General features: G+C 43.0%; 17 protein-coding genes. 5 read left to right on the top strand and 12 right to left on the bottom strand.

All coding sequences use genetic code 11. The features are described from left to right. Nucleotides 1–33 precede the first annotated feature (33 nt). Nucleotides 34–1,524, bottom strand: a complete 1,491-nt coding sequence (locus BQ5321_RS04620) for a peptide MFS transporter (protein WP_071393406.1) — start codon at nt 1,522–1,524, stop codon at nt 34–36. A 693-nt stretch (nt 1,525–2,217) separates the two neighbouring features. On the opposite strand from BQ5321_RS04620, the gene BQ5321_RS04625 reads away from it, so the two are divergent. The 3 genes from BQ5321_RS04625 to BQ5321_RS04635 all read left to right on the top strand — a co-directional run bounded on the left by BQ5321_RS04625 (nt 2,218) and on the right by BQ5321_RS04635 (nt 6,960). Beyond that, nucleotides 2,218–4,431 (top strand): SEC-C metal-binding domain-containing protein, encoded by a 2,214-nt coding sequence (locus tag BQ5321_RS04625; RefSeq protein WP_071393407.1) that lies wholly within the window; start codon nt 2,218–2,220, stop codon nt 4,429–4,431. Between the two features lie 358 nt (nt 4,432–4,789). Further along, the gene (locus BQ5321_RS04630; RefSeq protein WP_071393408.1) at nt 4,790–5,569 is read left to right on the top strand and encodes a glycosyltransferase family 2 protein; all 780 of its coding nucleotides are present in this window, start codon (nt 4,790–4,792) and stop codon (nt 5,567–5,569) included. Next, complete coding sequence (locus BQ5321_RS04635) at nt 5,566–6,960, top strand: CDP-glycerol glycerophosphotransferase family protein (RefSeq protein WP_071393409.1); 1,395 nt, start codon at nt 5,566–5,568, stop codon at nt 6,958–6,960. The genes BQ5321_RS04630 and BQ5321_RS04635 overlap by 4 nt, the downstream gene beginning before the upstream one ends. A 207-nt stretch (nt 6,961–7,167) precedes the next feature. Here the strand turns inward: BQ5321_RS04635 and pseI are convergent, their stop codons facing one another. From pseI to BQ5321_RS04680, 9 genes are all read right to left on the bottom strand, one after another. Further along, a complete protein-coding gene (gene pseI, locus BQ5321_RS04640; protein WP_071393410.1) occupies nt 7,168–8,217 on the bottom strand; it encodes a pseudaminic acid synthase in 1,050 nt (349 codons plus the stop codon). Between the two features lie 15 nt (nt 8,218–8,232). Further along, on the bottom strand, nt 8,233–8,766 hold the full coding sequence (gene pseH, locus BQ5321_RS04645; RefSeq protein WP_071393411.1) for a UDP-4-amino-4,6-dideoxy-N-acetyl-beta-L-altrosamine N-acetyltransferase: 534 nt from the start codon (nt 8,764–8,766) through the stop codon (nt 8,233–8,235). A 1-nt stretch (nt 8,767) separates the two neighbouring features. After that, on the bottom strand, nt 8,768–9,859 hold the full coding sequence (gene pseG, locus BQ5321_RS04650; protein WP_071393412.1) for a UDP-2,4-diacetamido-2,4,6-trideoxy-beta-L-altropyranose hydrolase: 1,092 nt from the start codon (nt 9,857–9,859) through the stop codon (nt 8,768–8,770). Beyond that, nucleotides 9,856–10,602, bottom strand: coding sequence for a cytidylyltransferase domain-containing protein (locus BQ5321_RS04655; RefSeq protein WP_071396773.1), 747 nt, complete (start codon nt 10,600–10,602; stop codon nt 9,856–9,858). The genes pseG and BQ5321_RS04655 overlap by 4 nt, the downstream gene beginning before the upstream one ends. A gap of 13 nt (nt 10,603–10,615) precedes the next feature. After that, nucleotides 10,616–11,791 (bottom strand): UDP-4-amino-4,6-dideoxy-N-acetyl-beta-L-altrosamine transaminase, encoded by a 1,176-nt coding sequence (gene pseC / locus BQ5321_RS04660; RefSeq protein WP_071393413.1) that lies wholly within the window; start codon nt 11,789–11,791, stop codon nt 10,616–10,618. A 16-nt stretch (nt 11,792–11,807) separates the two neighbouring features. Beyond that, nucleotides 11,808–12,794: a UDP-N-acetylglucosamine 4,6-dehydratase (inverting) gene (pseB, locus tag BQ5321_RS04665; protein WP_071393414.1), complete on the bottom strand. Its 987-nt coding sequence runs from the start codon at nt 12,792–12,794 to the stop codon at nt 11,808–11,810. A gap of 22 nt (nt 12,795–12,816) precedes the next feature. Beyond that, nucleotides 12,817–13,779 (bottom strand): CgeB family protein, encoded by a 963-nt coding sequence (locus BQ5321_RS04670; protein ID WP_071393415.1) that lies wholly within the window; start codon nt 13,777–13,779, stop codon nt 12,817–12,819. A gap of 32 nt (nt 13,780–13,811) precedes the next feature. Then, complete coding sequence (locus BQ5321_RS04675) at nt 13,812–14,060, bottom strand: hypothetical protein (protein WP_071393416.1); 249 nt, start codon at nt 14,058–14,060, stop codon at nt 13,812–13,814. A gap of 256 nt (nt 14,061–14,316) precedes the next feature. Beyond that, the gene (locus BQ5321_RS04680) at nt 14,317–15,261 is read right to left on the bottom strand and encodes an LCP family glycopolymer transferase (protein WP_071393417.1); all 945 of its coding nucleotides are present in this window, start codon (nt 15,259–15,261) and stop codon (nt 14,317–14,319) included. 469 nt (nt 15,262–15,730) lie between these two features. On the opposite strand from BQ5321_RS04680, the gene BQ5321_RS04685 reads away from it, so the two are divergent. Next, nucleotides 15,731–17,035, top strand: coding sequence for a UDP-glucose dehydrogenase family protein (locus tag BQ5321_RS04685; protein ID WP_071393418.1), 1,305 nt, complete (start codon nt 15,731–15,733; stop codon nt 17,033–17,035). A 460-nt stretch (nt 17,036–17,495) separates the two neighbouring features. On the opposite strand, the gene BQ5321_RS04695 is transcribed toward BQ5321_RS04685, so the two are convergent. After that, nucleotides 17,496–18,398 (bottom strand): accessory Sec system S-layer assembly protein, encoded by a 903-nt coding sequence (locus BQ5321_RS04695; RefSeq protein ID WP_071393420.1) that lies wholly within the window; start codon nt 18,396–18,398, stop codon nt 17,496–17,498. 2 nt (nt 18,399–18,400) lie between these two features. Beyond that, on the bottom strand, nt 18,401–20,767 hold the full coding sequence (secA2, locus tag BQ5321_RS04700) for an accessory Sec system translocase SecA2 (protein WP_071393421.1): 2,367 nt from the start codon (nt 20,765–20,767) through the stop codon (nt 18,401–18,403). Nucleotides 20,768–21,546: 779 nt separating this feature from the next. On the opposite strand from secA2, the gene BQ5321_RS04710 reads away from it, so the two are divergent. Then, nucleotides 21,547–23,802, top strand: coding sequence for an S-layer homology domain-containing protein (locus BQ5321_RS04710; RefSeq protein ID WP_071393423.1), 2,256 nt, complete (start codon nt 21,547–21,549; stop codon nt 23,800–23,802). The last annotated feature ends 146 nt before the right edge of the window (nt 23,803–23,948 follow it).

Below are 23,948 nucleotides of genomic sequence, written 5' to 3' on the forward strand. Positions count from 1 at the left end.
AAGCAGGTTAATAGTTAAATATTGAAACAATTCTTATTTTATACCCTTCATTAGGCTTTGGATCTTTGGTGAAATCGCGAAGAGGATGATACTTAGAACGATTGACGCTCCACCGATTGCACCGAAGTAAACCATTTCTGTTGCAGGTGAATAGAATTTAACTAATTGTGCGTTAAGTGCTTGTGCAGCAGCACTTGCTAGGAACCATAAGCTCATGGTTTGTGCAGAGAATGCAGCTGGTGCTAGCTTTGTTGTGGCTGAAAGTCCTACAGGAGATAAGCAAAGCTCTCCAAGTACGACAATGAAATAACTTAGTACAAGCCATAATGGGCTAACTAATGAATCTGATCCGCCAAAGTAAGCAGGTAATAGAATCACAAGGAATGATAAACCAGCGAATAATAAGCCTAGAGCGAATTTTTTCGGAATCGAAGGCTGGCGGCTTCCAAGTTTGACCCATAACCCAGCAAAAACTGGTGCAAAGATGATAATGAATAATGGGTTTAAGGATTGGAACCAAGCTGGTGAAATAGTTAGACCAGCAAATTCAAGTTGTGTACGCTTATCGGCAAAGTTGGCAAGAATTGTTGAACCCTGCTCTTGAATCGCCCAGAACATAACCGCTGAAATGAATAACGGAATATAAGCGATAACGCGTGAACGCTCCTCTGCTGATGTTTTTGGACTGCGATACATCACTATAAAATATAGAGTAGGGATAATAATTCCAAGAACAGCAACAAGATTAATAAAACTGCCAATAGTCAGATAACCAGTTGGAACGGCCACTGCAATAAAGATAGCAAGAATAATGATTCCAATACCAATTCGAGTGAATACTGTTTTCTTTTCATCTGGCGCAAGTGGGTTTGCTACATAAGTACCAGCAAGACCAAGATTTTTTTTCTTCGTTAATACAAACATCACTAATCCAAGGAACATACCAATGGCAGCGAAGCTGAATCCTAAGTGGAAGCTAGTATCCATGACAGAACCAACAACTAGTGGTGAAATAAAGGCTCCAAGGTTAATACCCATATAGAAGATACTGAAACCTGCATCACGGCGCTCGTCGCTTGTTGCATAGATATCGCCGACAACACTAGATACGTTTGGTTTAAGAAGACCTGTACCAAGCACGATTAATACCATGGAAACAAAGAATAGAGAAACATTACCCGGGATCGCTAACACGATGTGTCCAAGCATAATCAAAATACCGCCGTAGAATATGGCCTTTTGCGTACCGAATATACGGTCAGCTAACCAGCCTCCAATAATACCGGACATATAAACAAGTGAACCGTAAATGGATACAATGGCTAGAGCTGTTGACTCTTCAAGTCCTAAGCCGCCTTTTGAAACCTCGTAGTACATATAGTAAACAAGGATGGCACGCATACCATAATAAGAGAAACGTTCCCAAAACTCAGTGAAAAAAAGCGTAAATAATCCTTTGGGATGTCCAAAGAAACCTTTTTGTGGAACGCTTTCCACAATTTTCTGTTTATTTATACCAGACACGTTGTAACCTCCTTTTATTCTTTTACTATAATACTTTCCGTGTAATAGCTTTGTCAAAGCCTCTGAAAGTATTCATATTAGCAAAATAATAACGATAAGTCATAAAATTTTTATAAATTGTTTCTATATTAAAATAATAATAACAAAATAGAATTTAATGTCAAAGGTTTTACTTCATTCAGCAAAAGTCCTCCATTTCTACAAGTGGGGGATGAATGCAAATGGTTCTTCGATTTAGTGGGGGTTCAAACCCCGGTTGAATGAAGTGAAGCCTCCGGCGGTGTCTTGTGATTTTTTAAAGTCAGTTGATCGAGCGTGCTCAGGTAATCCGGACGCAAATTCGACAGGCGAATTTGATTGTTTGGAGCAGAGGAAAAAGATAATACTAGCAATTAAAGCATGCTCGAAATAGGCGGAAAGTATTCAAACAAAAGATTGACTTCCATCATGAAGGATTATCACTTAAAATAAGGAAAAAGTCTGGAAATCCCTTGCCTGCTTTAACGCAACGGGGGACAGTCCCCCGCCGCTTTAAAGCGCTGGGGGACTGTCCCCCAACACGGTAATGCGTTAAAAGGGAGGGGGTCTTTCCTCGCAAGACATGGTTTCATGTTGTATGATACAGTAATAATGTGTTTTTTTACTGGCATTTTCTTGTATACTAGATGGTATGAAATGTAAGAGGTGTTTATTGTGGAAGTAGGAAGAAACGATCTCTGCCCTTGTGGTAGCGGAAAGAAATATAAAAAGTGTTGTATGAAGAAAGCTCAAGTTATTGAAATCGGGCAGGTTAAGCGTGAACGATTTTTTCAATTGAAATATGAGCTCGTCCAGGGATTGGTCCGTGAGGTTTTCCCGTCCTTTTCCATGGATGAGCTGAAGGCTTTAGAGAAGGAATTTGAAGCACGAGTGGAAACGGAAATTCCGGATTCCTTTTTTCAACATTGGCTTTTGTTCTTCCACCGCGATGCGCAGGGCTTGCGTGGAATTGAGAGCTATAACAGGGCAATCGGCAACCATCGCGATCCAATTTTAAAGGAGCTTGCGCTTGATTGGGAAAAGATGATTCCGCGGCTGATTCAGCAGGTGGATTATGATGAGCATGGTGTAATTGTGGAGGATTTGTTTTCCAACGAAAAATTCTATATGCCGTTCTGTGAAACGATGCCAGAGTGGATACCATGGGCTGGGACAATATGTATGCTGGAGGAATTTGACGGCGGCTACTATATCAATGGAGTTGCGACATCTGTTGGTCCTGACTCATTGAAGAATGCGTATGAATACATAGAAGAGAAAATGAAGGAAAATCAATCCACTCCACATGAAGTGGCCTTCGAGCACTACCCGGAAATTCTAAGAGCATTGCTTTTAGCACCGGATTATTCTAAGGATGCGGTCGAAATTATTCAAACAGAGCTGCAATATGAGGTTCAAAATACCGATTCGGTTTTCCAAATGTTACAGGCAGACGATCGCTTTTATATGGATGAATCGAAGGGCAGCAACGGAAAAGGTGCCTATTTGAAAAAAATCTACCATTACATAGATAACTGTGCTCCAGGGCCTGTCCGCATTGCAGAGGTGGAGGGCAGTGTGGAAATTACCGACAAAAAGCTCGTGTACTCAACGCTTTCGGTGGATGAGGCGGTTTCTTTTAAAAACAAGCTTTCATCCATACAGGGAGTGAAGCTTGTAGAGGAAAAGGCTGATAGCATGATGGCATCTCCTGATACCAAAGTGGCCTTTTATAGTGTCATGCTGGCAAATGGAGTCCCGCAGGAGTTTGCGACCATCGCACAGCGGGCTCTATTATTAGAGGAAATGGATCAGCCGATGCCATTCTTTGCTGGCCGCTCTCCAGTGCAGATGGCTGCTGCTGGAAAAACTGACGAGCTCGAGCAATGGCTTCGTAAGCATGAATATGGCAGCTATGTGACTATGAAAAATACCGCAGGTCAGGTAAAGGTAACGGCAGACTTTAATACGATGAGAAGAAGATTAGACCTTGAGCTGTCGCCGTTTGTGACGCTTCGTGAAGAGCGAAATTCAAGACTTGTTCCGGAGCTTCCAGCCGAAGCTCCAGTTGAAGTTCCAGAGACACCAGCTATGTCTGACACTCCAGCTCCAGATGTAAATATGCCGGTAAGCTCTTCGGTAACGGAAGAAGACCTTAAACTCATGGAGGAAATCGGAATTCCGTTTGAAGAAGCGGAGCAATTTTATGTGAAGGATATTCTCGAGTGCTTTAGGGAAAAGGGCGAAGGGAAATCGCAGAGTACCTATTATAAATATCGTCTCGGTCTCCAAACCATCGGTTATTTCTTAAGTCAAAAAATTATCTATTCCTGGAATGACGTAAACGAAGACGATTGGAGAAAGTGGCTGACCTTTAATTACTTGGCTTTCAATATGGATGCAACCGTTAATCAGGTAAAGGGCTTTATGTCCGTTCTCAAGAACTTCATTGATAAAATCGATGGCACTTACGGAACGAAGCATGCCCCAGTTGTGAAAAAGCTAATCAAAGAGCTGGAGCCTTCGATTCTCGCTGCGGTAAAGGTAATGGATTCATACGCATCTTATCAGGAGCGTCGAAATGAGCCGGAATATGACATGGACCCATTATTCGATACCATTGCATCAGGTCCGGCTACTGCGTCAGATAAAGCCACTGGTCTATTTGAAGTAAAAACGGTTAATGAAACAGGTGTCACGATGAGACTGCTAGGTGCAGGTCAGAGCGACTACACCACATTGGCTGACGCCAAGTACCTCGAACACCTAGAACCAGGCATGGTCATCTTCGGACAACTCGAAAACCAAAACCAATGGCAGCTAAGTAAAATATATCGAACATTCCCATCACAATCTGTTCAATATATAGACATGCTAGTAACGAACTAAAACGGCGGGGGAACACCCCCCCCGCTAAGGTAACGCGTTAAAGCGCCGGGGGACAGTCCCCCGCTAAGGTAATGCGTTAAAGCACCGGGGGACTGTCCCCCATTTGGGTAATGCGTTAAAGCGCTGGGGGCCTGACCCCCAGTGCTTTAACGTGGAAAAGGAAAATCTCTGGCCAATAGTGAATTTGGTGGGAGGTTTTCTTTTTTTTGTTATTGGTGGGGAATGATACGGGGTATCTGCCTGTTTTGTCATTTAGACTTGAGATGGTGTACCATTCCATATTTCTGTTTCATAGAGTATAAGGAACAGCTATGCAATGCTTAGTGACTAAAACTAAAACAGAGAAAGAGGTGGAGTCGTGCCGAAGGTATCTATTATCTTAACCAGCTATAATAAGCATGAGTATGTTGACAAGACTCTTCAATCCATCTTGAATCAAACCTACCAGGACTTTGAATTGTTTATTATGGATGATAATTCAAATGAAGAAACCTTGGAAAAGATAAAACCTTTTCTAGAGGATGAGCGAGTCCATTTTTTCAAGAGTGAGATTCAAACCATCGATCAGCGTGTAGCCAAGACAAGATACGCTGTATTGATTAATCAAGCGCTGGAGTCAGTAGCCGGAGACTATATTGCCTATGCTACGGATGATAATGTCTATGACAAGCAAAAGGTTGAGAAAATGGTGGATTTTCTGGAGAGCCATCCGAAGGCAATGGTCGTGTATTCTGCCTCGCAGACAAACTATATCAATGAGAATGGGGAAGTAACAAAATCCATTGTCAGACCTGCTAAGGCGATTCAATGGAATGCACCTTGTGTAACCGATCATTGCTCAATTATGCACAGAAGAACGGTATTACCGGTGATTGCCGAAAAATTTGGCTCGATTTGGGATGAGGACCCGCAATTTTACAGGATTGGCGATGCTCGCTTCTTCTGGAAACTGAATCATTATTGGCCGTTTTACCCGATAAATGAAGTTCTCGACTATAACACCATTACGCCCATTTCCATTCACGCCCAAATTTTTGACGACAAGCCAAGTGAATTTGCAAGTAAGCTTCCAGATCAGCGAACCTGCAAGGAGCTTAGAGACTCGATAAGAGCCATGAGAAAGGACCCGAGACCATGAATACGTACTTGGATCATTACTGGGCTCTCTATCGTGAGTTTATCGAAGCCTTTAAGCACCTTACCTTCAAAAAGATTCCCATTTGCCTGTTAACCAATTTTTATCAGCATATCGACCAAGAGCTGAAAGTGAAGCTGGAAGCCGAACATTTCCCTCTCCCGGAATTGAAGCAGGATACGATACAGCCTTATTTTGAAAAATACCTGCCCAAAACTCAGACCATCAATAAACCAACAACCAACGGCAAAATACTAGTAAACTATGACTATACTCGGATTCCAGAGTCCAGCTATCAAGCTTGGTTTGACCCCAACAAAACCATCATTCTCTCTCGCTCAAGAAACAGTCATGTCTATGGGATTCCCAATGAAACAATCGCAAAATATGAGGAGCCAACGGAGGAGATCTCTGAGCAGCTGGTCGAGGAGGCGAAGCTGGTATTTGCCCAATTCAAGGACCATATCGCCTTTGGCAATGATTTCTTTCAGCAGACATTTCTGAAACGGATTCCCCTCATTGTCAAAACCATTAATACCTGCTTCAATTTATTCAACCAGCACACTATTTCAGCGATTATCGTCGGGACGACAGAGGACGTGGTCAGCAGGTCGCTTGCTATCGTGGGTTCTCTTCATGGAATCAAGAGTATTTGTCTTCAGCACGGGATCTTAATGGGGGAAGAGGCATTTATGCCGATTTTTACAAGTGCCGCCGCAGTTTATGGAGAGTATGAGAAGAATTGGTACCTGCAAAGAGGACTTGCCCCAGAGCGGATTCTGGAAATCGGACACCCAAAATATGATGAAATATTTACAGGCCCATATTTGCATCGTACATCTTCAAAGGAAAGCATTAATCCAGACCAGACAACGCTATTAGTCATAACCGGTCCCAATTTGGATCCCGACCGATTTACAAAGCTAATCAAGTCCCTCGCGGATTCGCGGCGCTATCAACTAATCATAAAGCCACACCCATGGGAAATCGCCAAGAAAAGATGTGACCTTTATTATAAGCTGGAAAAAGAGTACAAGTCCATTAAGGTGCAGGCATCGCGGGAGGTGAACCTGTACGAATTAATTGGCTCTGTCGATGGAGTGGTTGCGACATTATCGACGGTTGTGGTAGAAAGCATCCTGTTGAATAAACCGGTATTTCTGTTTGACTTTTTAAAAAGCAACCGAGTTTATGATTATTTTAACGGCCTGGGAGGATATGTCCAAACTAACTCAGATGAGCTTTATAGGATGGTCCATCAATATTATTCCTCTCCGAAGCAAAAGCTGGATTATGCCAAAGTGAGGCAGCGCTATGTGGACAGTCTTTATCTTGATGGAACCTCAGGACAAAGGCTTCTTGAGGAATGTGGCAAAATCGAAGGAGATTCATAAGAAAGGAAGGACCTGCCATAGAAATAGCAGGTCCTTCCCTTTTGCACGGCACCAAAAAAGCGGAGGCTCATCACATAGTCTCCGTTTTTACCAATTTGAAAAAGTGACGGGTCTGTCTGTTCCACAAGTTAGTCGGCCTAGTGTCTACACTTCTTGTTCGTTGCCTCGATGTGCACTTTTCATCCACGAACCCTTTAAGCACCAAATCTAAACAAACGACCAATCCGCAGGCGTTCCTGCCTTCACATCCACTCGAGCCTTTTTCCCCAATAGTTGCTCATAGTATTTCGGGGCCAAGCCGAAGCCAGGCCGGATGACTTTTAAATGCTCCTCTGTTAACACATCTCCTGCCCGTACATCCTTGACAATATAAATCGATCTGCGGAATTTTAAGGAGCTTTGTTCAGCATCAGTCGGACCGTAGCTCACGTGTCCTAAGGCCTGCCAGACCCGTTCGGTTTCCGTCACCAATGCTCTCATTTCCTCAGGCTCCATCGAAAAAGCAGAGTCAACCCCCTTGTCAGCACGAGATAGGGTAAAGTGCTTTTCAATCACCGTCGCACCTAACGGAACACTTCCGACGGCAACGCCAATCCCCATCGTATGGTCCGACAGGCCGACCTGGCACTGAAAGGTCTCGCGCATATGAGGAATGGTGACGATATTGGTATGCCTCGGTGAAGCCGGATAGGTACTTGTACATTTCAACAAAATCAGATCCTGACACCCGTGTGCCCTTGCTGTTTCAACCGTCTCCTTGATTTCCTCCATCGTCGCCATCCCAGTCGAAATAATCATCGGCTTGCCTGTTGCCGCTACCTTTTTAATCAAGGGGATATCATTATTTTCAAACGAGGCGATTTTATAAAAGGGTACGTTTAGGCTTTCTAAAAAATCAACCGCCGTGGCATCAAAGGGGGTGCTAAAGGGAATCATTCCCAGCTCCCGCGCACGTTCAAAGATTGACTGATGCCACTCCCACGGCGTATAGGCCTGTTGATAAAGGGTATAAAGATTACTGCCATTCCACAGACTCTGCCCGTCATTGATTTGAAAATCAGCTGTATCAAGATTAATCGTCATCGTATCAGCCGTATAGGTTTGGATTTTCAAGGCATGCGCTCCAGCCTTTGCTGCAGCCTCCACAATCTGCAGGGCACGTTCCAGGGACTGGTTGTGGTTCCCAGACATCTCCGCAATAATAAAAGGAGGATGGTTCTCTCCAACCATTCGTCCTCCAAGATTGATTTCCTTCAAGTGAAACACATCCTTTTATGTCATACTCAAGTTGACTTTCTCTCTATGAAGCTCCCAATCTTCTTTTGTTAAAATAAACCGCAGGACCTGAAAGGGCTGTTCCTTTCGAAAAAATGTATGCTGATAAGGCAAATCCTGCTGAAAGCCTAGCTTCAGATGAAACGCAGCACTTTTTTGATTAAAGTCAAACACCTCACCAACAATACAGTTGGCTCCTAACGTATGAAAGGCATAATCTAAGCCTAAATAACCCATCCATGTACCGGAGCCTTTAGGTGTTTGAGTCTCGCCAATATAAAATCCCCAGTGAAAGACCTTATTTTGGCCAACCTCCTCTTTAAAGGAAATAAGCCCTAATGGCCTGTTAGAATCACAAAAGAGGCGATAATACTCCTTTTGATTCAGCAAAACCTTATTAAACCACTGGCAATGATGTTCATAGGGAATGACTTCATCATGGTACATATTGACCCGGATAAATTTGGCATTGCGCCAGCTATAAAGCAAATCTTTATCCTGATTGGTTAATGCACGTAAAGTATAGCTCATTCTAATCACCCATTTTTATGATGTACTTAATCATTAATTGAATATCAACTGAATGATTCTTCATTAAATCTGCAGACCTCTGTGACATGGCTGCCCGTTCTTTTTCATCTGCAAGAAAGGCCTTAAGCTGCTCCGTTAATAGGATAGGCTTCACTTGATGACTCTCCCCAAGATAATGGATGATGCCTCTTTTTCCTAAATATTCACACATCGACCTCTGATTCTCGGCCAGACTCCATACAATCGACGGTAGCCCTAGATAGCAGCGCTCCCATGTCGTCGTTCCTCCAGCGCCGATTGCGATGTCTGCCTGTCGCATGAGGAGGGCCATATGATTGATTTGGCAATGAAAATGAAGCTGATCATGCTGGTCACAAAGAGCTTTCAGCTGTTGTTTATGAAGGTTGGATTGTCCGACCACTACGTCTACCTCGATGTCAGTTCGATTCAATTCTAAAAAAGAAGTGAGCGCTTTTCCTGTTTCATTCGTCGGATCGAAGCCGCCAAAGAAAAGGAAGATTCTTTTAACAGAGCCTGTTCGATGCTTCATGTGACTCCTTTGCTGTACGAATTCAGGTCTCAATAGGACGTAGCTAGGACCAAGAAACAACCTGCAATATGGCGGAACGAGCGAACGATATTTGAGGGGGGCATCGAGTGCGGTTGGATCCATTAACAAATCACAATCATGCTTTCGATCCCCCAAATCATCTATCACCATGATTCTTTTGGCGATCCCTTTCAGGACGTGTTCCCATTCGAGAGAAATGGCATAATGATCCACCATCAGCCAATCAACCGTGTATCCCTGCAGGAGGGCTTTGGTTTGCTCTGCATCAATCTCCCAGGGAACACCGAGCCAATGGGAGTGGGACGTTAAAGCTGAAAGAGGGGCATCACCCGTTGGAGGTGGGAGCCTGGAGACGATAAAGCCCTTTGCTTCAATGAAATCACAGAGATGTCCGGCATGCTCTCGGCAAATAAAGCTGACAGTCGCCCCATGAGAGCGGAGGGTTTCTGCGAGCGTTAAGCATCTCATCACATGTCCGGTTCCAATCTCCTTAGAAGCGTCTACCCGAAAAAACACCTTCATAACGAGTCATCCAGCTTCTTTTGCTCGATATGAGCATTGATCAAGGTCCAGTCAGGCTTTTCCTCTAGCACACGCAGGATGTCTTTAAAGGGGACAAAATCCATCCCTTTAGTAGAAAAGTGATGGATGAGCCTGCTGATGAGTTGGAAATCCTCTTCGGTATCCACGGTTAGCCGATATTGGCTCGCATCAAAGGAATTTTTGACAGTGCCCAAGGAGAATTTCTCGGGGTGGGAATAAAGATAGGAGGTCACATGCTCACGATGTACACCGCTTCGTGCTTCGTGATGGGCCTGCTCTAGAGCCTTCATCGACATCACCTCAACATCGAGGCCTCGCGGAAAGGTTCGTTCAAGGGTATTGGACACATAATCATAATCGTCTAGATTTGATAGATATTCGCTAATGACCGCATCGATAATATCCGGGTCGATGAACGGACAGTCAGAGGTCAGACGGACGACAACAGTCGCATGGTACTTCGTGGCAGCCTGCCAGTATCTTGCTAAGACATCCTCCTCTGAACCACGGTAGTAAGCAAGGGAGAGCCTATTACAAAGATCAATAATAGGCTGGTCTACCTCCTTGCTTGTGGTGGCAATGACAATTTCATCAATTCGTTTCGACCTTTTGACTCTTTCAATTTGATATTCAAGCAAGGGCTTGCCCAGTACTTCCTTGAGTACTTTACCAGGAAGCCTGGTTGAACCCATTCTCGCTTGAATGATGGCAACAATCTTCAGAAGAATCACCTTCCTATGCTTTGCGGTAGTGACAGATGACTTTTTTTACAGCCTGAATCACGTCATGAACGTCCTTCTCAGTCATAGCTGGGAAGAGGGGGAGGGTAATGATTTCTTCATACAGCTTCTCAGCTTTAGGGCAAAGGCCTTTTGGGTAGCCGAGACTTTGATAATAGGGCAGGTAATACACGGGAATATAATGAACATTGACCCCGATATTTTCCTGGCGCAGACGATTGAAAATATCCTCCCGAGTCCCGCTTAATTGATCTAATTGAAGGCGGATAACGTATAAATGCCAGCTAGAGCAGCGATTGCTGTCCTGAAACGGCAGGGTGATTGCTTGCAGGCCCTGAAACGCTTCGTCATACATGGTGCGATATTTCTTTCTTCGTTCGATAAAAGCATCAAGCTTCTTTAATTGGCTGAGCCCAAGCGCTGCCTGAATATCGGTCAAGCGATAGTTATAGCCAAGGAATTGCATTTCATAATACCAAGGGCCATGATTTTCTGTTAGTTTATTGACATCCCTTGTGATTCCATGTGAGCGGAATTGCAGCAACTTCTCGTAGTAATCCTTATCGTTAGTGGTGATAATCCCCCCTTCACCAGAGGTAATATGCTTAACCGGATGAAAGCTAAACATGGTCATGTCACTAATCGAGCCAATCTTGTTTCCTTTATAAGTGGCCCCAAGTGCGTGGGCGGCATCTTCAATCACGACTAACTGATGCTTTTTGGCGATCGCGGCGATTTCATCGAGCGGTGCGGGCTGTCCGGTAAAATGGACCGGGATAATCGCTTTTGTCTTACTCGTAAGCTTTTTTTCGATTTCGGCAGGGTCTAGATTGTATGTCTCCTCATCGATATCGGCAAAAACAGGGGTCCCGCCCTGATACAAAATGCAATTCGCACTTGCGGCAAACGTCATCGGACTGGTAATGACTTCATCACCGTCGGAAATTCCAGCCGCAAAGCAGGCACCGTGCAGGGCTGCGGTGCCATTGGCAAAGCTAACGGCATATGTGGCTCCAACATAGCTGGCGACAGCTTTTTCAAAACGAGTAATATAGGGTCCTGTTGTAAGATATTCGCCCTTTAAGACTTCTACGACAGCTTGAATATCCTCTTCATCAATCCACTGTCGACCGTAGGGAAGAAAGGAATCTCTTGTTGGCTTCTGTTCCATTTTATGCCTCCTTCCGTTACGATATGGTTAAATTTTGATCGTTAACTAGCTTGCGCAGCTCGGCAACGCTAAGCCAATGATGATTCGTATGGCTTGCATAGATGAAGCCTTCGGGCAGAAGGTCTCCATCCTTCGCACGGGAAGCATCCCACCAAGGAAATTCAGGCTGAATCACATAATAGCTGCCGTAATCTATGGTATGGCGGCTATCATCCTCGGTAATCATCGTTTCATGCAGTTTTTCCCCCGGTCGAATGCCGACAATTTCGATTTTGCAATCTGGTGCCATGGCAGCAGCCAAGTCAGTCACCCTCATACTTGGAATCTTCGGAACGAAAATTTCTCCGCCCTTCATTCTGGCAAGATTGTCTATGACAAACTGTACCCCCTGGTCTAACGTAATCCAGAAGCGGGTCATTCTTTCATCAGTAATCGGGATTTTGCCTGTTTCCTTTACTTTTTGAAAAAAAGGAATCACACTGCCGCGGCTGCCGGCAACATTTCCGTACCGCACGACCGCAAAGCGGGTTTTCTTCGAGCCGCTATAGGAATTAGCAGCGACAAATAATTTATCCGAGGCAAGCTTGGTGGCACCGTAAAGATTGACAGGATTGGCGGCTTTATCCGTGCTTAAGGCGATGACCTTGGAGACCCCGCGATCAAGGGCAGCTTCAATGATATTTTGCGCACCTAACACATTCGTCCGGATGGCTTCGAAGGGATTATACTCACACACGCCCACATGCTTTAAGGCAGCGGCATGGACCACAATATCGACACCGTCAAAGGCTCGGAATAATCGCTCCTTGTCACGCACATCTCCGATAAAGAAGCGAATTCGCGGGTCGGTAAATTCCTGCGCCATTTCATATTGCTTTAATTCATCACGACTAAAGACAATCACTTTTTTTACCTGATTAGCCAACATTCTCTTAACGAACTTTTTCCCAAACGACCCCGTTCCACCTGTCACAAGAATGGTTTGATTTTTAAAGGTTAACAATTTTCCCTCTCCTTTCTGTTATTTATTGTAAAAAGTCGATCATCCTCTGCATGCGGTGATGGAAGGTATGGCTGCTTAGGACTCTCTCCATAGCCCTCCGGGAATAATTAGCCCTTTTCTCGTCGTCATGGATAAACGTGTGTATGAGCTTTAGACATTCTTCCACTGTTGTATAGCTCACCAATTCACATTTGCTGTCAAAGTGTAAGACGGTATCCGGCTTTGCCGTGATCAGCTGAAATCCACCACAGGCAGCAATGTCAAAGGTCCGATTATTAAGGCTTTTGTTTTCAATCCCAAGCGAGTTTTTGTTTTTGTGAAAAAGGTGTGACCGATGAGGATTTAGAATCATCCTTGATTGATGATATAACTGGTTAACGATGCCAGGGTGGATCCATTTATTGATGACCATGACTCTCTGGTGCGCAATACCTTGCATGGCACGTCTCCATAAGGGACCTGCAACCAATAACTGATAGGGGGTTTGTTCAGCTATCAAATGGGCAAGCTGAACTCTTTCCGGGTATGGATAACCAATTAGACATAAATCATACAAGACTGGATGGTTTGATTGAGAAGGGAAGTACTGTGCCGAATCGGTTCCTAAAGGAAGATGATAAATTTTTTTGCCCTGAAGGACTTTTGTATAGTATTCATAGGCGCCTAAATCAATGGTGAAGATATTGTGGAACATTTCAGCTAAACGAATCGATTCGTCTAGATAAAAGGGATCCTCAGTAAACCAAATCCCGAGACGATATCCTTTCTGCTTGAAGAATGGAAGGAAGTCCTGCTGGAGCTTGTAGCCAACAAAGACAAGGATAAAATCCGGCTGGAAGTTTTCGATTTGTTCAACGCTTTGTGTCGTATATTCTGGAGCTATCGTGATAAAAGGGTGGTCAAGGGCTGTAAGTGCAGCTTGAATCGATTTTTCTAAAAAAGGATAGATGCCTGCATATCCCGATGTGATCAATACTATTTTCATATCATACCTACATCCTAAGGGGAAAGTGGACATTACGTTTCCATTTGAACCGTTACAAACAAGACATCCTGACATCTCACCATGGTCCGCAATTGTGTGGCAAAGGGGCTTAGGACTTCTGTTTCCTGTATGACCATCAAACCATCCCTTGTCATATCCATTAACTCCCCGGATAATACTTGTCCGGATTCAAGTGTAAAGGTTACCTCGTGGCCCATATAGTTAGTAAGATAACGGTACATGGGGTCATGATATTTTTTCTTCTTTTTCTTTTTACCCATTTGTCTCCACTCCTCCTAAATATTGTATACAGAGGTAGTATATTCAAAGCCTTTTGAATGGACAGGGCATCTGTCATGAAAAAAAGACCTAAGTGCATTTGATATACGTAGGACAGGGCTTATGCCACGAAAAAAAGACCTAAGTGCATATGTACACTTAGGTCGGGGATTAAAGCGGTGTTAACGATACTAATTTTGCTTAAGCGCAAGCCAAAAAGCAACGCAGAGCTTCAACTCAAGTCTGTACCGGCACAGCTTATTTCATTTCTAAATGGGTCTTCAATTCAGTCTGCACCTTTTGGATTTCCTCATCAGGCACAATGATATAGAAGATTTTATCAATCTTCTTGTTTTCACCTGTCATTTGAATCTGCTCCACACTTCCGGCAGCGGCTTTATAGTTCTTCTGAATATTCATCATCTCATTAAAGGTCAGGTTGGTGCGGACATTTTTACCTAAGGCCGCAAATATCTCATCAAAGCGGGTCAGGGAGCTAAAGCTTGCTCCTTTACTGATAATCCCCTGAATCACCTGTCTCTGCCGTTCCTGGCGCCCGTAATCACCGTTAGGGTCCTCTTTTCGCATCCGGACATAGGCCAACGCCTGTATACCATCCAGTTGATTCAAGCCCTTTTTAAATTGATTCCCTTCAATGGTGAAATTCAACTCATTTGTCACTTGAATCCCACCAACAGCGTCCACAATATCCTTAAAGCCCTCCATATTGACCTTCACATAATAATCAATCGGGATATCCAAGAGGTTTTCCACCGTGGCCATCGACATTTCCTCACGACCAAAGGCATAGGCATGATTAATTTTATCCTCCACACCGCGCCCGACAATCTCCGTTCTTGTATCACGCGGAATGCTGAGCATCTTAATCGAATTCATCTCCGGATTCACGGTAAGGACAATCATCGTATCGGAACGACCGCTGTCACCTTCACGCTCGTCAACCCCGAGCAGCAGGACGGAAAAAGGGTCTGGGTCCTCTTCCTTTGTCAGGGTAATCACTTCCGGACGTTTTTCGGATTTTTCCCTTTTGATCGGCTGGTGCATCGTATCCACCGCAGAGGTCAAGGATTGATACACATTGTAGGCATAAACTCCGCCACCTGCAATCAGCAGTACCAGCAGTAGCCCGAGTATTTTCAGCCAACGCTTTCCATTCTTTCGCTTCTTCTTATCAGATCTCATTGCAATTCCCTTCTTTTATCCATTTATACCAATCATTTCATTATAATGGAATTAGTTGTTGAAAAATAGACCTTTCTCTCTATTGGATTAGTATGTCCGTAAGACACCGACTGTAGGACGAGACTGAGCCCATGGAAGAAACTAGAATCCACAATCCACAACAAAATGTGGATAAGGTGTTAAAAAGTGTGGATATGTTACTAATTCCTGTGGGTAAAACCAATGTTTGCTAAAGCGAAATCACCACCTTATTCCGCTAGTGATAAAACTTTACGCAAAATGAACCATTGTTGATAAAGTTATCAACAATTATCCTTAAATCACCATTCTGTTCAATTCGTCACAAAACTCTCAAATGTGACCTGGTACTAATTTCATTTTTCGACATTTTCATTGGGCTTACTATCACATTTAAGCTATAATGGGATTATTGTGTTTTGAAACTATCGGACTTAAAGAAGGGATTTACATGAAGATAACGATTACTGGAACGGGCTATGTGGGGTTGGTTACCGGGGTCTGCCTTTCGGATGTCGACCACCAAATCACTTGTTATGATATCGATCAGGAAAAAATAAACCTACTGAACAGTGGGAAATCTCCCATTTATGAGCCAGGCTTAGATGAACTTATTCAGAAGAATATTAGCGCAGGTAGACTGTCCTTTACAGCTGATGTTAAAGAGGCCTACAGCGATGCGGACTGTATTTTTATCGCAGTTGGTACGCCGCCGAACGAGGACGGCTCAGCGAATTTAACCTATATTGAAAAAGCAGCGATTGAAATTGCTGAGCATATAACAAAGGACTGCATTGTCGTAACGAAAAGCACGGTGCCGGTCGGGACAAATGAATACATCGGGCGCATTATTGCGGAGCGGGTGCCGGCAGGTTTAACAGTCAAAATCGTCTCCAATCCGGAGTTTTTAAGAGAGGGCTCTGCCATCCATGATACCTTCCACGGTGATAGGATTGTCATTGGTTCGAACGACCAGGAGGCAGGGAAGGTAATAGCGGACATTTACGCACCTTTCAAGCTGCCGATAGTTCATACGGATATTCGCAGTGCAGAAATGATTAAATACGCTTCAAATTCCTTTCTCGCGTTAAAAATAAGCTTTATTAACGAAATCGCCAATCTTTGTGAAAAGGTCGGCGGTAATATCGAGCATGTCGCAGCAGGCGTTGGACTGGATAAAAGAATCGGCAGCAAGTTTCTCCAGGCGGGCATCGGCTTTGGCGGCTCCTGCTTTCCAAAGGATATTAACGCCTTAAATCACTTAGCAAACGAATACGACTATGACTTCAAGATTTTGAAATCGGTCATTGATGTGAACCGACTGCAAAAAGAGCGCCTATTTTATAAAGCGAAGGAAGCCGTTGGTTCGTTAGCTGGCAAGAAAATAACGATATTGGGATTAACCTTTAAACCCAATACAGACGATATTCGTGATGCGGCATCCTTGAAATTGATTCAGGATCTATTGATGGAAGACGCAGTTATTACGGTTTATGATCCAGTAGGGATGCCAAATGTAGAAAAGCTATTCGGCAACAAGCTTCAATACGCAGAAAGTGCGGAAAAAGCACTAGAGGATGCGGAAGCTACCTTTATTTTGACAGAGTGGGATGAAATCAAAAACCTATCGCTCGAGCAGGTAAAAAGGTATATGACAAAACCAATTTTGTTCGACGGAAGAAACTGCTTTACCCTCGAAGATGCTGAAAAACAAGGGATTCAATATTATTCTATAGGTCGAAAGGCAATAGTGTAATATTTTCCTCAAAAACGGTTAAATAGGAAAAATGTAATTGAGATAATTAGGTAACGGTGGTAATATATAATTGTAAGTGAGATAGACTCCTTTATATTTTATACAATAACCAAGGTTGGTAGCCGGGAGAAAAAACACCTATCAGTAATGATAAGTGTTTTTTCTCCCCCTTTTTTGGCGATTCATGCTACCAACGATTGAGATAACGCTAAAGCACGAAAAGAGGATAAGCCAATGGCTTATCCTCTTTTCGTGCTTTAACGCATTACCCAGATGGGGGACAGTCCCCCAATGCTTTAGCGCATTACCCAGATGGGGGACAGTCCCCCAATGCTTCACCGCATTACCCAGATGGGGGACAGTCCCCCGATGCTTCACCGCATTACCCAGATGGGGGACAGTCCCCCAATGCTTCACCGCATTACCCCACCGGGGGCCTGACCCCCAGCACTTCACCGCGTTACCCTTGTGGTACGTAGGCTTTCCATTTGCTTAAGTCGACATTTTCCTTCAGCACTAGCTCTTTAGGGAAGATGAAGGTCCATGGTTTGCTGGTGTTGGCTTTGACTTCGAGCTCTGCCATTTTGAAGGCTCCCTTGGCGATAACCTCACCAGTGGCATCCTCAATATTAAGCGGTAGCTGCTCGAGCTTTACATTTTTCTCGCTTCCGTTACGAATTAACAGTGTGACATGAAGTGCGCCTTCATCATCCAAACGTGATTGAATGCCCATGAAGTTCACTTCACCCGGCTTAGGAGGCGTTACCGATTTAACAAGCTGCTCAAGCTTTTCCTTATCCTTATCCGCTAAGCTCTTTTCCCAGCTTTCCTCTAAATCAAGCGCATGTGGACCCTTGGCCTTTTTCAGCTCAAATGCCAGCTTCCAATCTGTTTGCGGGATTTCCTCAACCGATACATTCTGCTTGTCAAACACAAACACCCAAGGCGTACTGCTCTCAGGTGGCAGTTCTCCCAAAACCGTTAAATCAAATACCTGGCGGGCCAGCTTTTCTCCATCAGGTCCAAGTAACAGCAACGGAATCGGCTCCTGCACCTGTACACCTTTGGCAATACTATTCCGGATAAACGCCTTCACTAACACCCTGCCGTCTTCTTCCGTATGTACCTCAATCCCTGACAATGAAATCTGATTTTCCTTCAGTAATGGAAGCTCATTATTTAAAAACTGGTAATAATATCGCTCCTCCTGACCGATTTCCACATTAGGAGGGAAGTGGAGCTTTGTCTTAACTTCCTTCCCGGTTTCTTCGGCTTGTTCCCCCAAAAGCTCCATTGAGTCTACTGTATGGTCCTCGCCATCCTTGGCTATTTTCTTTTTATCACGCTTGAAAAATCCTAGCATTTTTACGCCCTCCCGATTTGATTTTCGATTGCTCTCACAATCCCGGCACATTGACGGCCGATTTCTCTTTCTATTTTATGATACATGTCCGTGAACAACGCATAGCCTTCTCGGCCATATTGGCGCATCGGATCCTCCTGGCTGTAGCTTCGTAAGCCAATACCTTCCTTTAAACGCTCCATTGCTTCCAAATGGGCAAGCCAATGATGGTCAACGGCTGAAAGAATATAGCGAGGGAAGGCAGCTAGAACCTGTGGGTTTTCTGTAATCTTGTCTAATCGGGTAAAATAATCCTCAAGCTCAGCTGTGACAATACCTGAAATCTTATTCTGATCCATCAATCCCACAATCTCAGATAATTCTCCGCCAGGCAGCACCTCAGATAGATTGCCCACCAGCTGTTTCGTATCCCATTTCTCCGGAATAATCTCTTCAGAACAAGTCATCTCAATCTCACTCTTCACAAACGATTCCACAGCTGTTTTAATCAGCGGCACCAAATCACGGCCTTCAAGAATCCGTGTTCGCAGCTCATAAACCGTGCTGCGCTGCATATTCAAGACATCATCAAGCTTAATATTATATTCCCGGATGGCATAGCCAGAGCCCTCACAAATTCGCTGCGTCCGATCAAAAAACTCGATGATTTTATCATTCAGTATTCTGCCTTCAGCATCCAGCTTCAATTTCTTCTTTAATTTCTCTGCTTCCTCGCGAGCAAAACGACGAATCAAATCATCCTCAAGGGAAATAAAGAACTCAGATACCCCCGGGTCACCCTGACGTCCGGAACGGCCCTTCAGCTGGTTGTCAATCCGACGCGATTCATTTCGCTCAGTACCAATCACATAAAGACCGCCAAGCTCTGCCACACCTTCACCAAGCATAATATCGGTCCCGCGCCCGGCCATATTAGTCGCAACGGTAATTCGACCCTTTTGTCCAGCGATACTAATCAGCTGAACCTCCTGCTCAACCGTTTTTGCATTGAGCACTTCAAACGTCAAATGATGCTCGCGTAAATAATCGGCCACTTTTTCTGACTGTAAAATAGAAGTCGTTCCAATTAACACGGGCTGACCCTTCGCGTTCAATTCCTTAACCTTTTTCGCAACCGCTTTGTATTTATGGTCGATCGTATCAAAAATCTGGTCAGGCAGATCCTTCCTCATAATCGGTCTGTTCGTCGGTATCTGGATTACGTTCATCGAATAGATTTCCTGGAACTCTTTTTCCTCCGTCTTTGCCGTACCTGTCATCCCAGAAAGAACCGGATAGAGGCGGAAATAGTTTTGAATCGTAATCGATGCCTGTGTCTTATTTTCCTCTGTCAGCTCAAGGCCTTCCTTTGCCTCAATCGCCTGATGCAGCCCATTGCTCAGGGAGCGACCCTCCATGGTTCGTCCGGTAAAAGCATCTACCAGAAGCACTTTTCCTTCCTTTACAATATAATCAACATCACGCTCAAACATAATATGGGCACGCAACGCCTGAATTACATAATGGTAGAGGGTCTGATGCTCCAAATCGTATAAATTATCAATATCAAAGCCACGCTCAATCTTGGCAATTCCATCGTCGGTAAAATTAGTCGACTTGGTCTCAGGGTCAAAAACAAAATCTTCATCTTCCTTAAACGTTTTAATCACACGAGCACAAAGGTAGCTCAGCTCATTGCTGACCCCAGTTTTCCCGGCAATAATAAGCGGTGTTTTCGCCTCGTCAACCAGCACGCTGTCCGCTTCATCGATAATCGCATAATGATACGGTCTCTGCACCCGTTGATTAGGGTCATAGGCCATATGATCACGTAGGTGGTCAAAGCCAAATTCATTTCCAACACCGTATGTAATATCAGCCTGATAGGCAGCCTTTTTTTGATTCTGGTCCATCATCGGGAGATTCAATCCAACCGTTAAACCAAGAAATTCATGAATTCCGCCAATCAACTCACGGTCACGGCTGGCAAGGTAATCGTTCACCGTAATAACATGAACACCTTTTCCCTCAAGAGCACGTAAATAACTAGATAAGGAAGCGACAAGTGTTTTTCCTTCACCTGTAGGCATTTCGGCAATATTTCCCTCTGAAAGCACCATTCCACCAATCAGCTGAACATCAAAATGGCGCATGCCAACAACTCGTTTCGCAGCCTCTCGTACAACCGCAAACGCTTCAATTTGGAGATCCTGTATGGTTTTTCCCTTTTCAAGCTGTTCTTTAAAATAGGTAGTCTTCGCTTTTAACTGCTCATCTGTAAGCTTTTCCATTTCAGGCTCCAGCTTGTTGATCTGCTGGACCTTTTTATAATAGGTATTCAATTGTTTCGTTTGCTTATCACCGGTAAGCTTCTTCATAAAACCAAGCATATTTTTCTCTCCTCGCCATGCATTCCAGTTTCTTGCATTAGTATAGCATTTATTATAAGGACTTTCAGCACAACTTCTTTCGTGTAAAAAGAGATAGATTCAAGTATGGATAAAAAAAGTAGGACTGTTAGCTTCTTTCTATAACTAAATATAAATAAAAGAATGGTTTTCCTATTTTGTGTGAATCTTGTAAAAATCATACAACAGTCCCAAAAGATAGAGTATTAAATGATAAAAGTTCGCTTAATAGAACGTAAATGCGACAAAATTCGCCTGCCTTACGACAAGAAAATGACTTATTAACTATGTCATAAGATAGAATTAATGGCTGTTTGTCGATAATAAATGATTGATATATCTATAATCCTATCTTATAATGAGGACAGGTAAATGAAAAGTATGAATATTCATTATACTCATATCGTTCTTTAAAGAGTACATTTAGGTGGGCTTATACTTGTTGGTGTGGTGAGTCAGCGCTCATAAAATGCTTGTTTTACTTGTTATTATGAGTTTTTGCAAATCGTTTCGATGAGTTAGTGAAGCTTTTCATTTATTATACAAATCTTTATAAATGCTATTGTAAAAATATTGTAAAGATTTGTAAATTATAGAATCTATAAATGAAGGAATATTGACAATATTCTGATAAGGTTCTATACTGAATCTCGGTGTCAGGCTCATTTTTAGGAGTTACATAACTTACCATAGTACGAGACTCTTAGAATGGCTTTGATTTATATTTATACTTTTTTATAACAAGGGGAGGAAATATCTCAATGGCTAAATCTTACCGTAAATTTATCGCTGGAGCTGCCACTGCAGCAGTAGTAGGATCTGCATTCGCAGGTGTTGCTGGCGCAGCTAGTTTTTCTGATGTTGATAGCAGTACAACTCACCAAGAAGGAATTCTTGCATTAGTTGATGCTGGTGTAATTAAAGGATATGAAGATGGAACATTCCGTCCATATGCACAAATCACTCGTGGCGAAGCAGCCATCATGGTTGCTCGTGCAATTGGCATCCTTGATGGTAAAAACATTCCGGCTAACCCATTCAAAGATGTTAGTGAAAATCAAGTAGCTTATGAAGCAATCGTAAAATTAGCTGACAGAGGAATCGTTAGCGGATTTACAAGTGACACTTTCAAGCCTTACGATAAAGTAACTCGTGCACAAGTTGCTAAATATGTTGCTTTAGCATACGGCTATGAGCCAGCTGACGGCATCACTAAATTCCCTGATGTAAACGAAAATGCTGCTCTTGCTGCATATGTTGATGTTCTTGCTGATGCAGGTATCATCCAAGGTAAAGCAAACGGTAACTTCGGTTACAACGATGCTTTAAGACGTGCTGATTTCTCTGGTATTGTTTTCAGAGCTGAGGAAGCAAAGAAAAAGCCTGATGAGAAACCAGTAGTAAAAAATCCAATTACACTTGAAGCAGCAGATAACAAAGGTAACAAACTTAAAAACGGTGAAAAGAAAACTTTCACTGCAACTATTACAAATCCAGTATCAGGTAAACCAGTACCAAATGCTGCGGTAAATGTTACATTTGCTGAAAATATTGGCACAGATGCTGGATCAAAGAGAAATGTAGTCGTTACTGATGCATATGGTAACGAGGAAGGAATTCCTTACCAAGCCGATTTAGAAGATGGTGCAGTTGAATCAGTTGTCATTTTCACAGATCAACATGGTAAAGCTACATTCACTATCAGCGGTTCAAATGCTTCTGTAACACCAATCGTATTCCTTGATGGAACAAACCAAGAATGGGATACAAAGAGCGGTATTCTTGACGAAATTCTTTCTTATAAAGATGGCCGTTTTGATAAAAACGTTGAATTCTATGCAGAAGCAAAAACAGTTTCATTTAACTTAGAATCCTATGACCTTTCAGTTTCAGCTAAAGGTACTAAATTCGCTGCGCTAGCTGAAGGAGATTGGGATGAAGAAAAAGCTACGCATGAGCGTCCTAACGGTCGTGAATATACAGTTACTGTTCTAAAAGAAGATGGCAAACCATTTGCTGGCGGTACTGTAAATGTTGGTATTAACGAACTTCTTGACCAAGAACCTGGAAATGACCCATCCAAATCATACTTAGTTGGTGCTAATAAAAAAGGTATTGTAACTTTGAAGCTTGATTCAGAAGGAAAAGGGAAAGTTGTTTTAGCAAGTACTGCTGATAACGATTTTGCAAGTCCCATTTTCTGGCTTGACGAAAATGGGAATAATGTACCAAATACATTTGAATCTTCAATAGTTGGTGAATTAACTAACTTCCAATTAGCTCGTGTGCAAGCAGAAGCTAAATTAGATGTGAAAGATTCAGGTCTACGTGAAAATGTAAAAGACTTCGAATTTATTATTCTGAACCAAAGTGGTCAAGAGTTCGGTGACGAGTGGTATGAAGATAAAGATGCACAAGCAACTTTTGAAGTGAAAAACACTGGTTCACATGCTGTAAGAGTTATTGACCGTGACGGAACTGAGAAGTATAGAATCGAGCCAAATAAAGTTCTATCAATCCCAGTGGAAGATGTTGAAAATGATCGTACACTTAGAGTAAGAGCAATTGACGGACCTTCTTCTGTTGAAGTTTCTGCTAATGCTGTTATCAAGTGGTACGAAGAGGGTAGAAGTCGTAATGTAGCTGTTACAGCCCCAACAAAATCTGCTGATCTTCAGTACAGTGTAGATGTAGAAGATATCAATTCAGAGTTTAAACTATTATCTGTTACTCCAGAAGATAAAAATAATAATGGCACTCCTGAATATTTTGTATTTACTTTTAATAAGGCAGTTTCTGGTGCTGAAGAAGGAGACTTCCGTTTAGGAGGAAAGCCTAATAAAGCTGCAACTGCAGTAGAACTTCGTGATGGAGATAAAGAAGTTGTCGTTAAGTTTGCTGAATCATTAGTTGGTAGTGAATCAACAATTAGCTATGATGGTGGTTATGTAAATGCCAATGAAGTGATTACTGATGGATATGGAAATACAGCAAGACCATTCTCTGTTGAATACTAATAAGTAAAAAAATTTGTAAAGTACTTAAGTTTCTAGAAAGGCCTTTGTATAGAGAAATCTCTACAAGGCTTTTCTTTTTTATTGATTTCTCAAAGAACGATATAGAAAATTGTATGTTATCTATAGGTAAAACAATATTCAAGCAA

It is taken from the genome of Bacillus tuaregi, from assembly GCF_900104575.1.
GTDB classification, from domain to species: Bacteria; Bacillota; Bacilli; order Bacillales; family Cytobacillaceae; genus Bacillus_BD; species Bacillus_BD tuaregi.

What these genes read in the sequence shown, in the direction of transcription:
- BQ5321_RS04635 (WP_071393409.1), top strand. Translation starts at nt 5,566, where the DNA reads ATGAATACGTACTTGGATCATTACTGGGCTCTCTATCGTGAGTTTATC.
- pseH (WP_071393411.1), bottom strand. Translation starts at nt 8,766, where the DNA reads ATGAGCTATACTTTACGTGCATTAACCAATCAGGATAAAGATTTGCTT.
- pseG (WP_071393412.1), bottom strand. Translation starts at nt 9,859, where the DNA reads ATGAAGGTGTTTTTTCGGGTAGACGCTTCTAAGGAGATTGGAACCGGA.
- pseC (WP_071393413.1), bottom strand. Translation starts at nt 11,791, where the DNA reads ATGGAACAGAAGCCAACAAGAGATTCCTTTCTTCCCTACGGTCGACAG.
- BQ5321_RS04670 (WP_071393415.1), bottom strand. Translation starts at nt 13,779, where the DNA reads ATGAAAATAGTATTGATCACATCGGGATATGCAGGCATCTATCCTTTT.
- BQ5321_RS04675 (WP_071393416.1), bottom strand. Translation starts at nt 14,060, where the DNA reads ATGGGTAAAAAGAAAAAGAAGAAAAAATATCATGACCCCATGTACCGT.
- BQ5321_RS04680 (WP_071393417.1), bottom strand. Translation starts at nt 15,261, where the DNA reads ATGAGATCTGATAAGAAGAAGCGAAAGAATGGAAAGCGTTGGCTGAAA.
- BQ5321_RS04685 (WP_071393418.1), top strand. Translation starts at nt 15,731, where the DNA reads ATGAAGATAACGATTACTGGAACGGGCTATGTGGGGTTGGTTACCGGG.
- BQ5321_RS04695 (WP_071393420.1), bottom strand. Translation starts at nt 18,398, where the DNA reads ATGCTAGGATTTTTCAAGCGTGATAAAAAGAAAATAGCCAAGGATGGC.
- secA2 (WP_071393421.1), bottom strand. Translation starts at nt 20,767, where the DNA reads ATGCTTGGTTTTATGAAGAAGCTTACCGGTGATAAGCAAACGAAACAA.
- BQ5321_RS04710 (WP_071393423.1), top strand. Translation starts at nt 21,547, where the DNA reads ATGGCTAAATCTTACCGTAAATTTATCGCTGGAGCTGCCACTGCAGCA.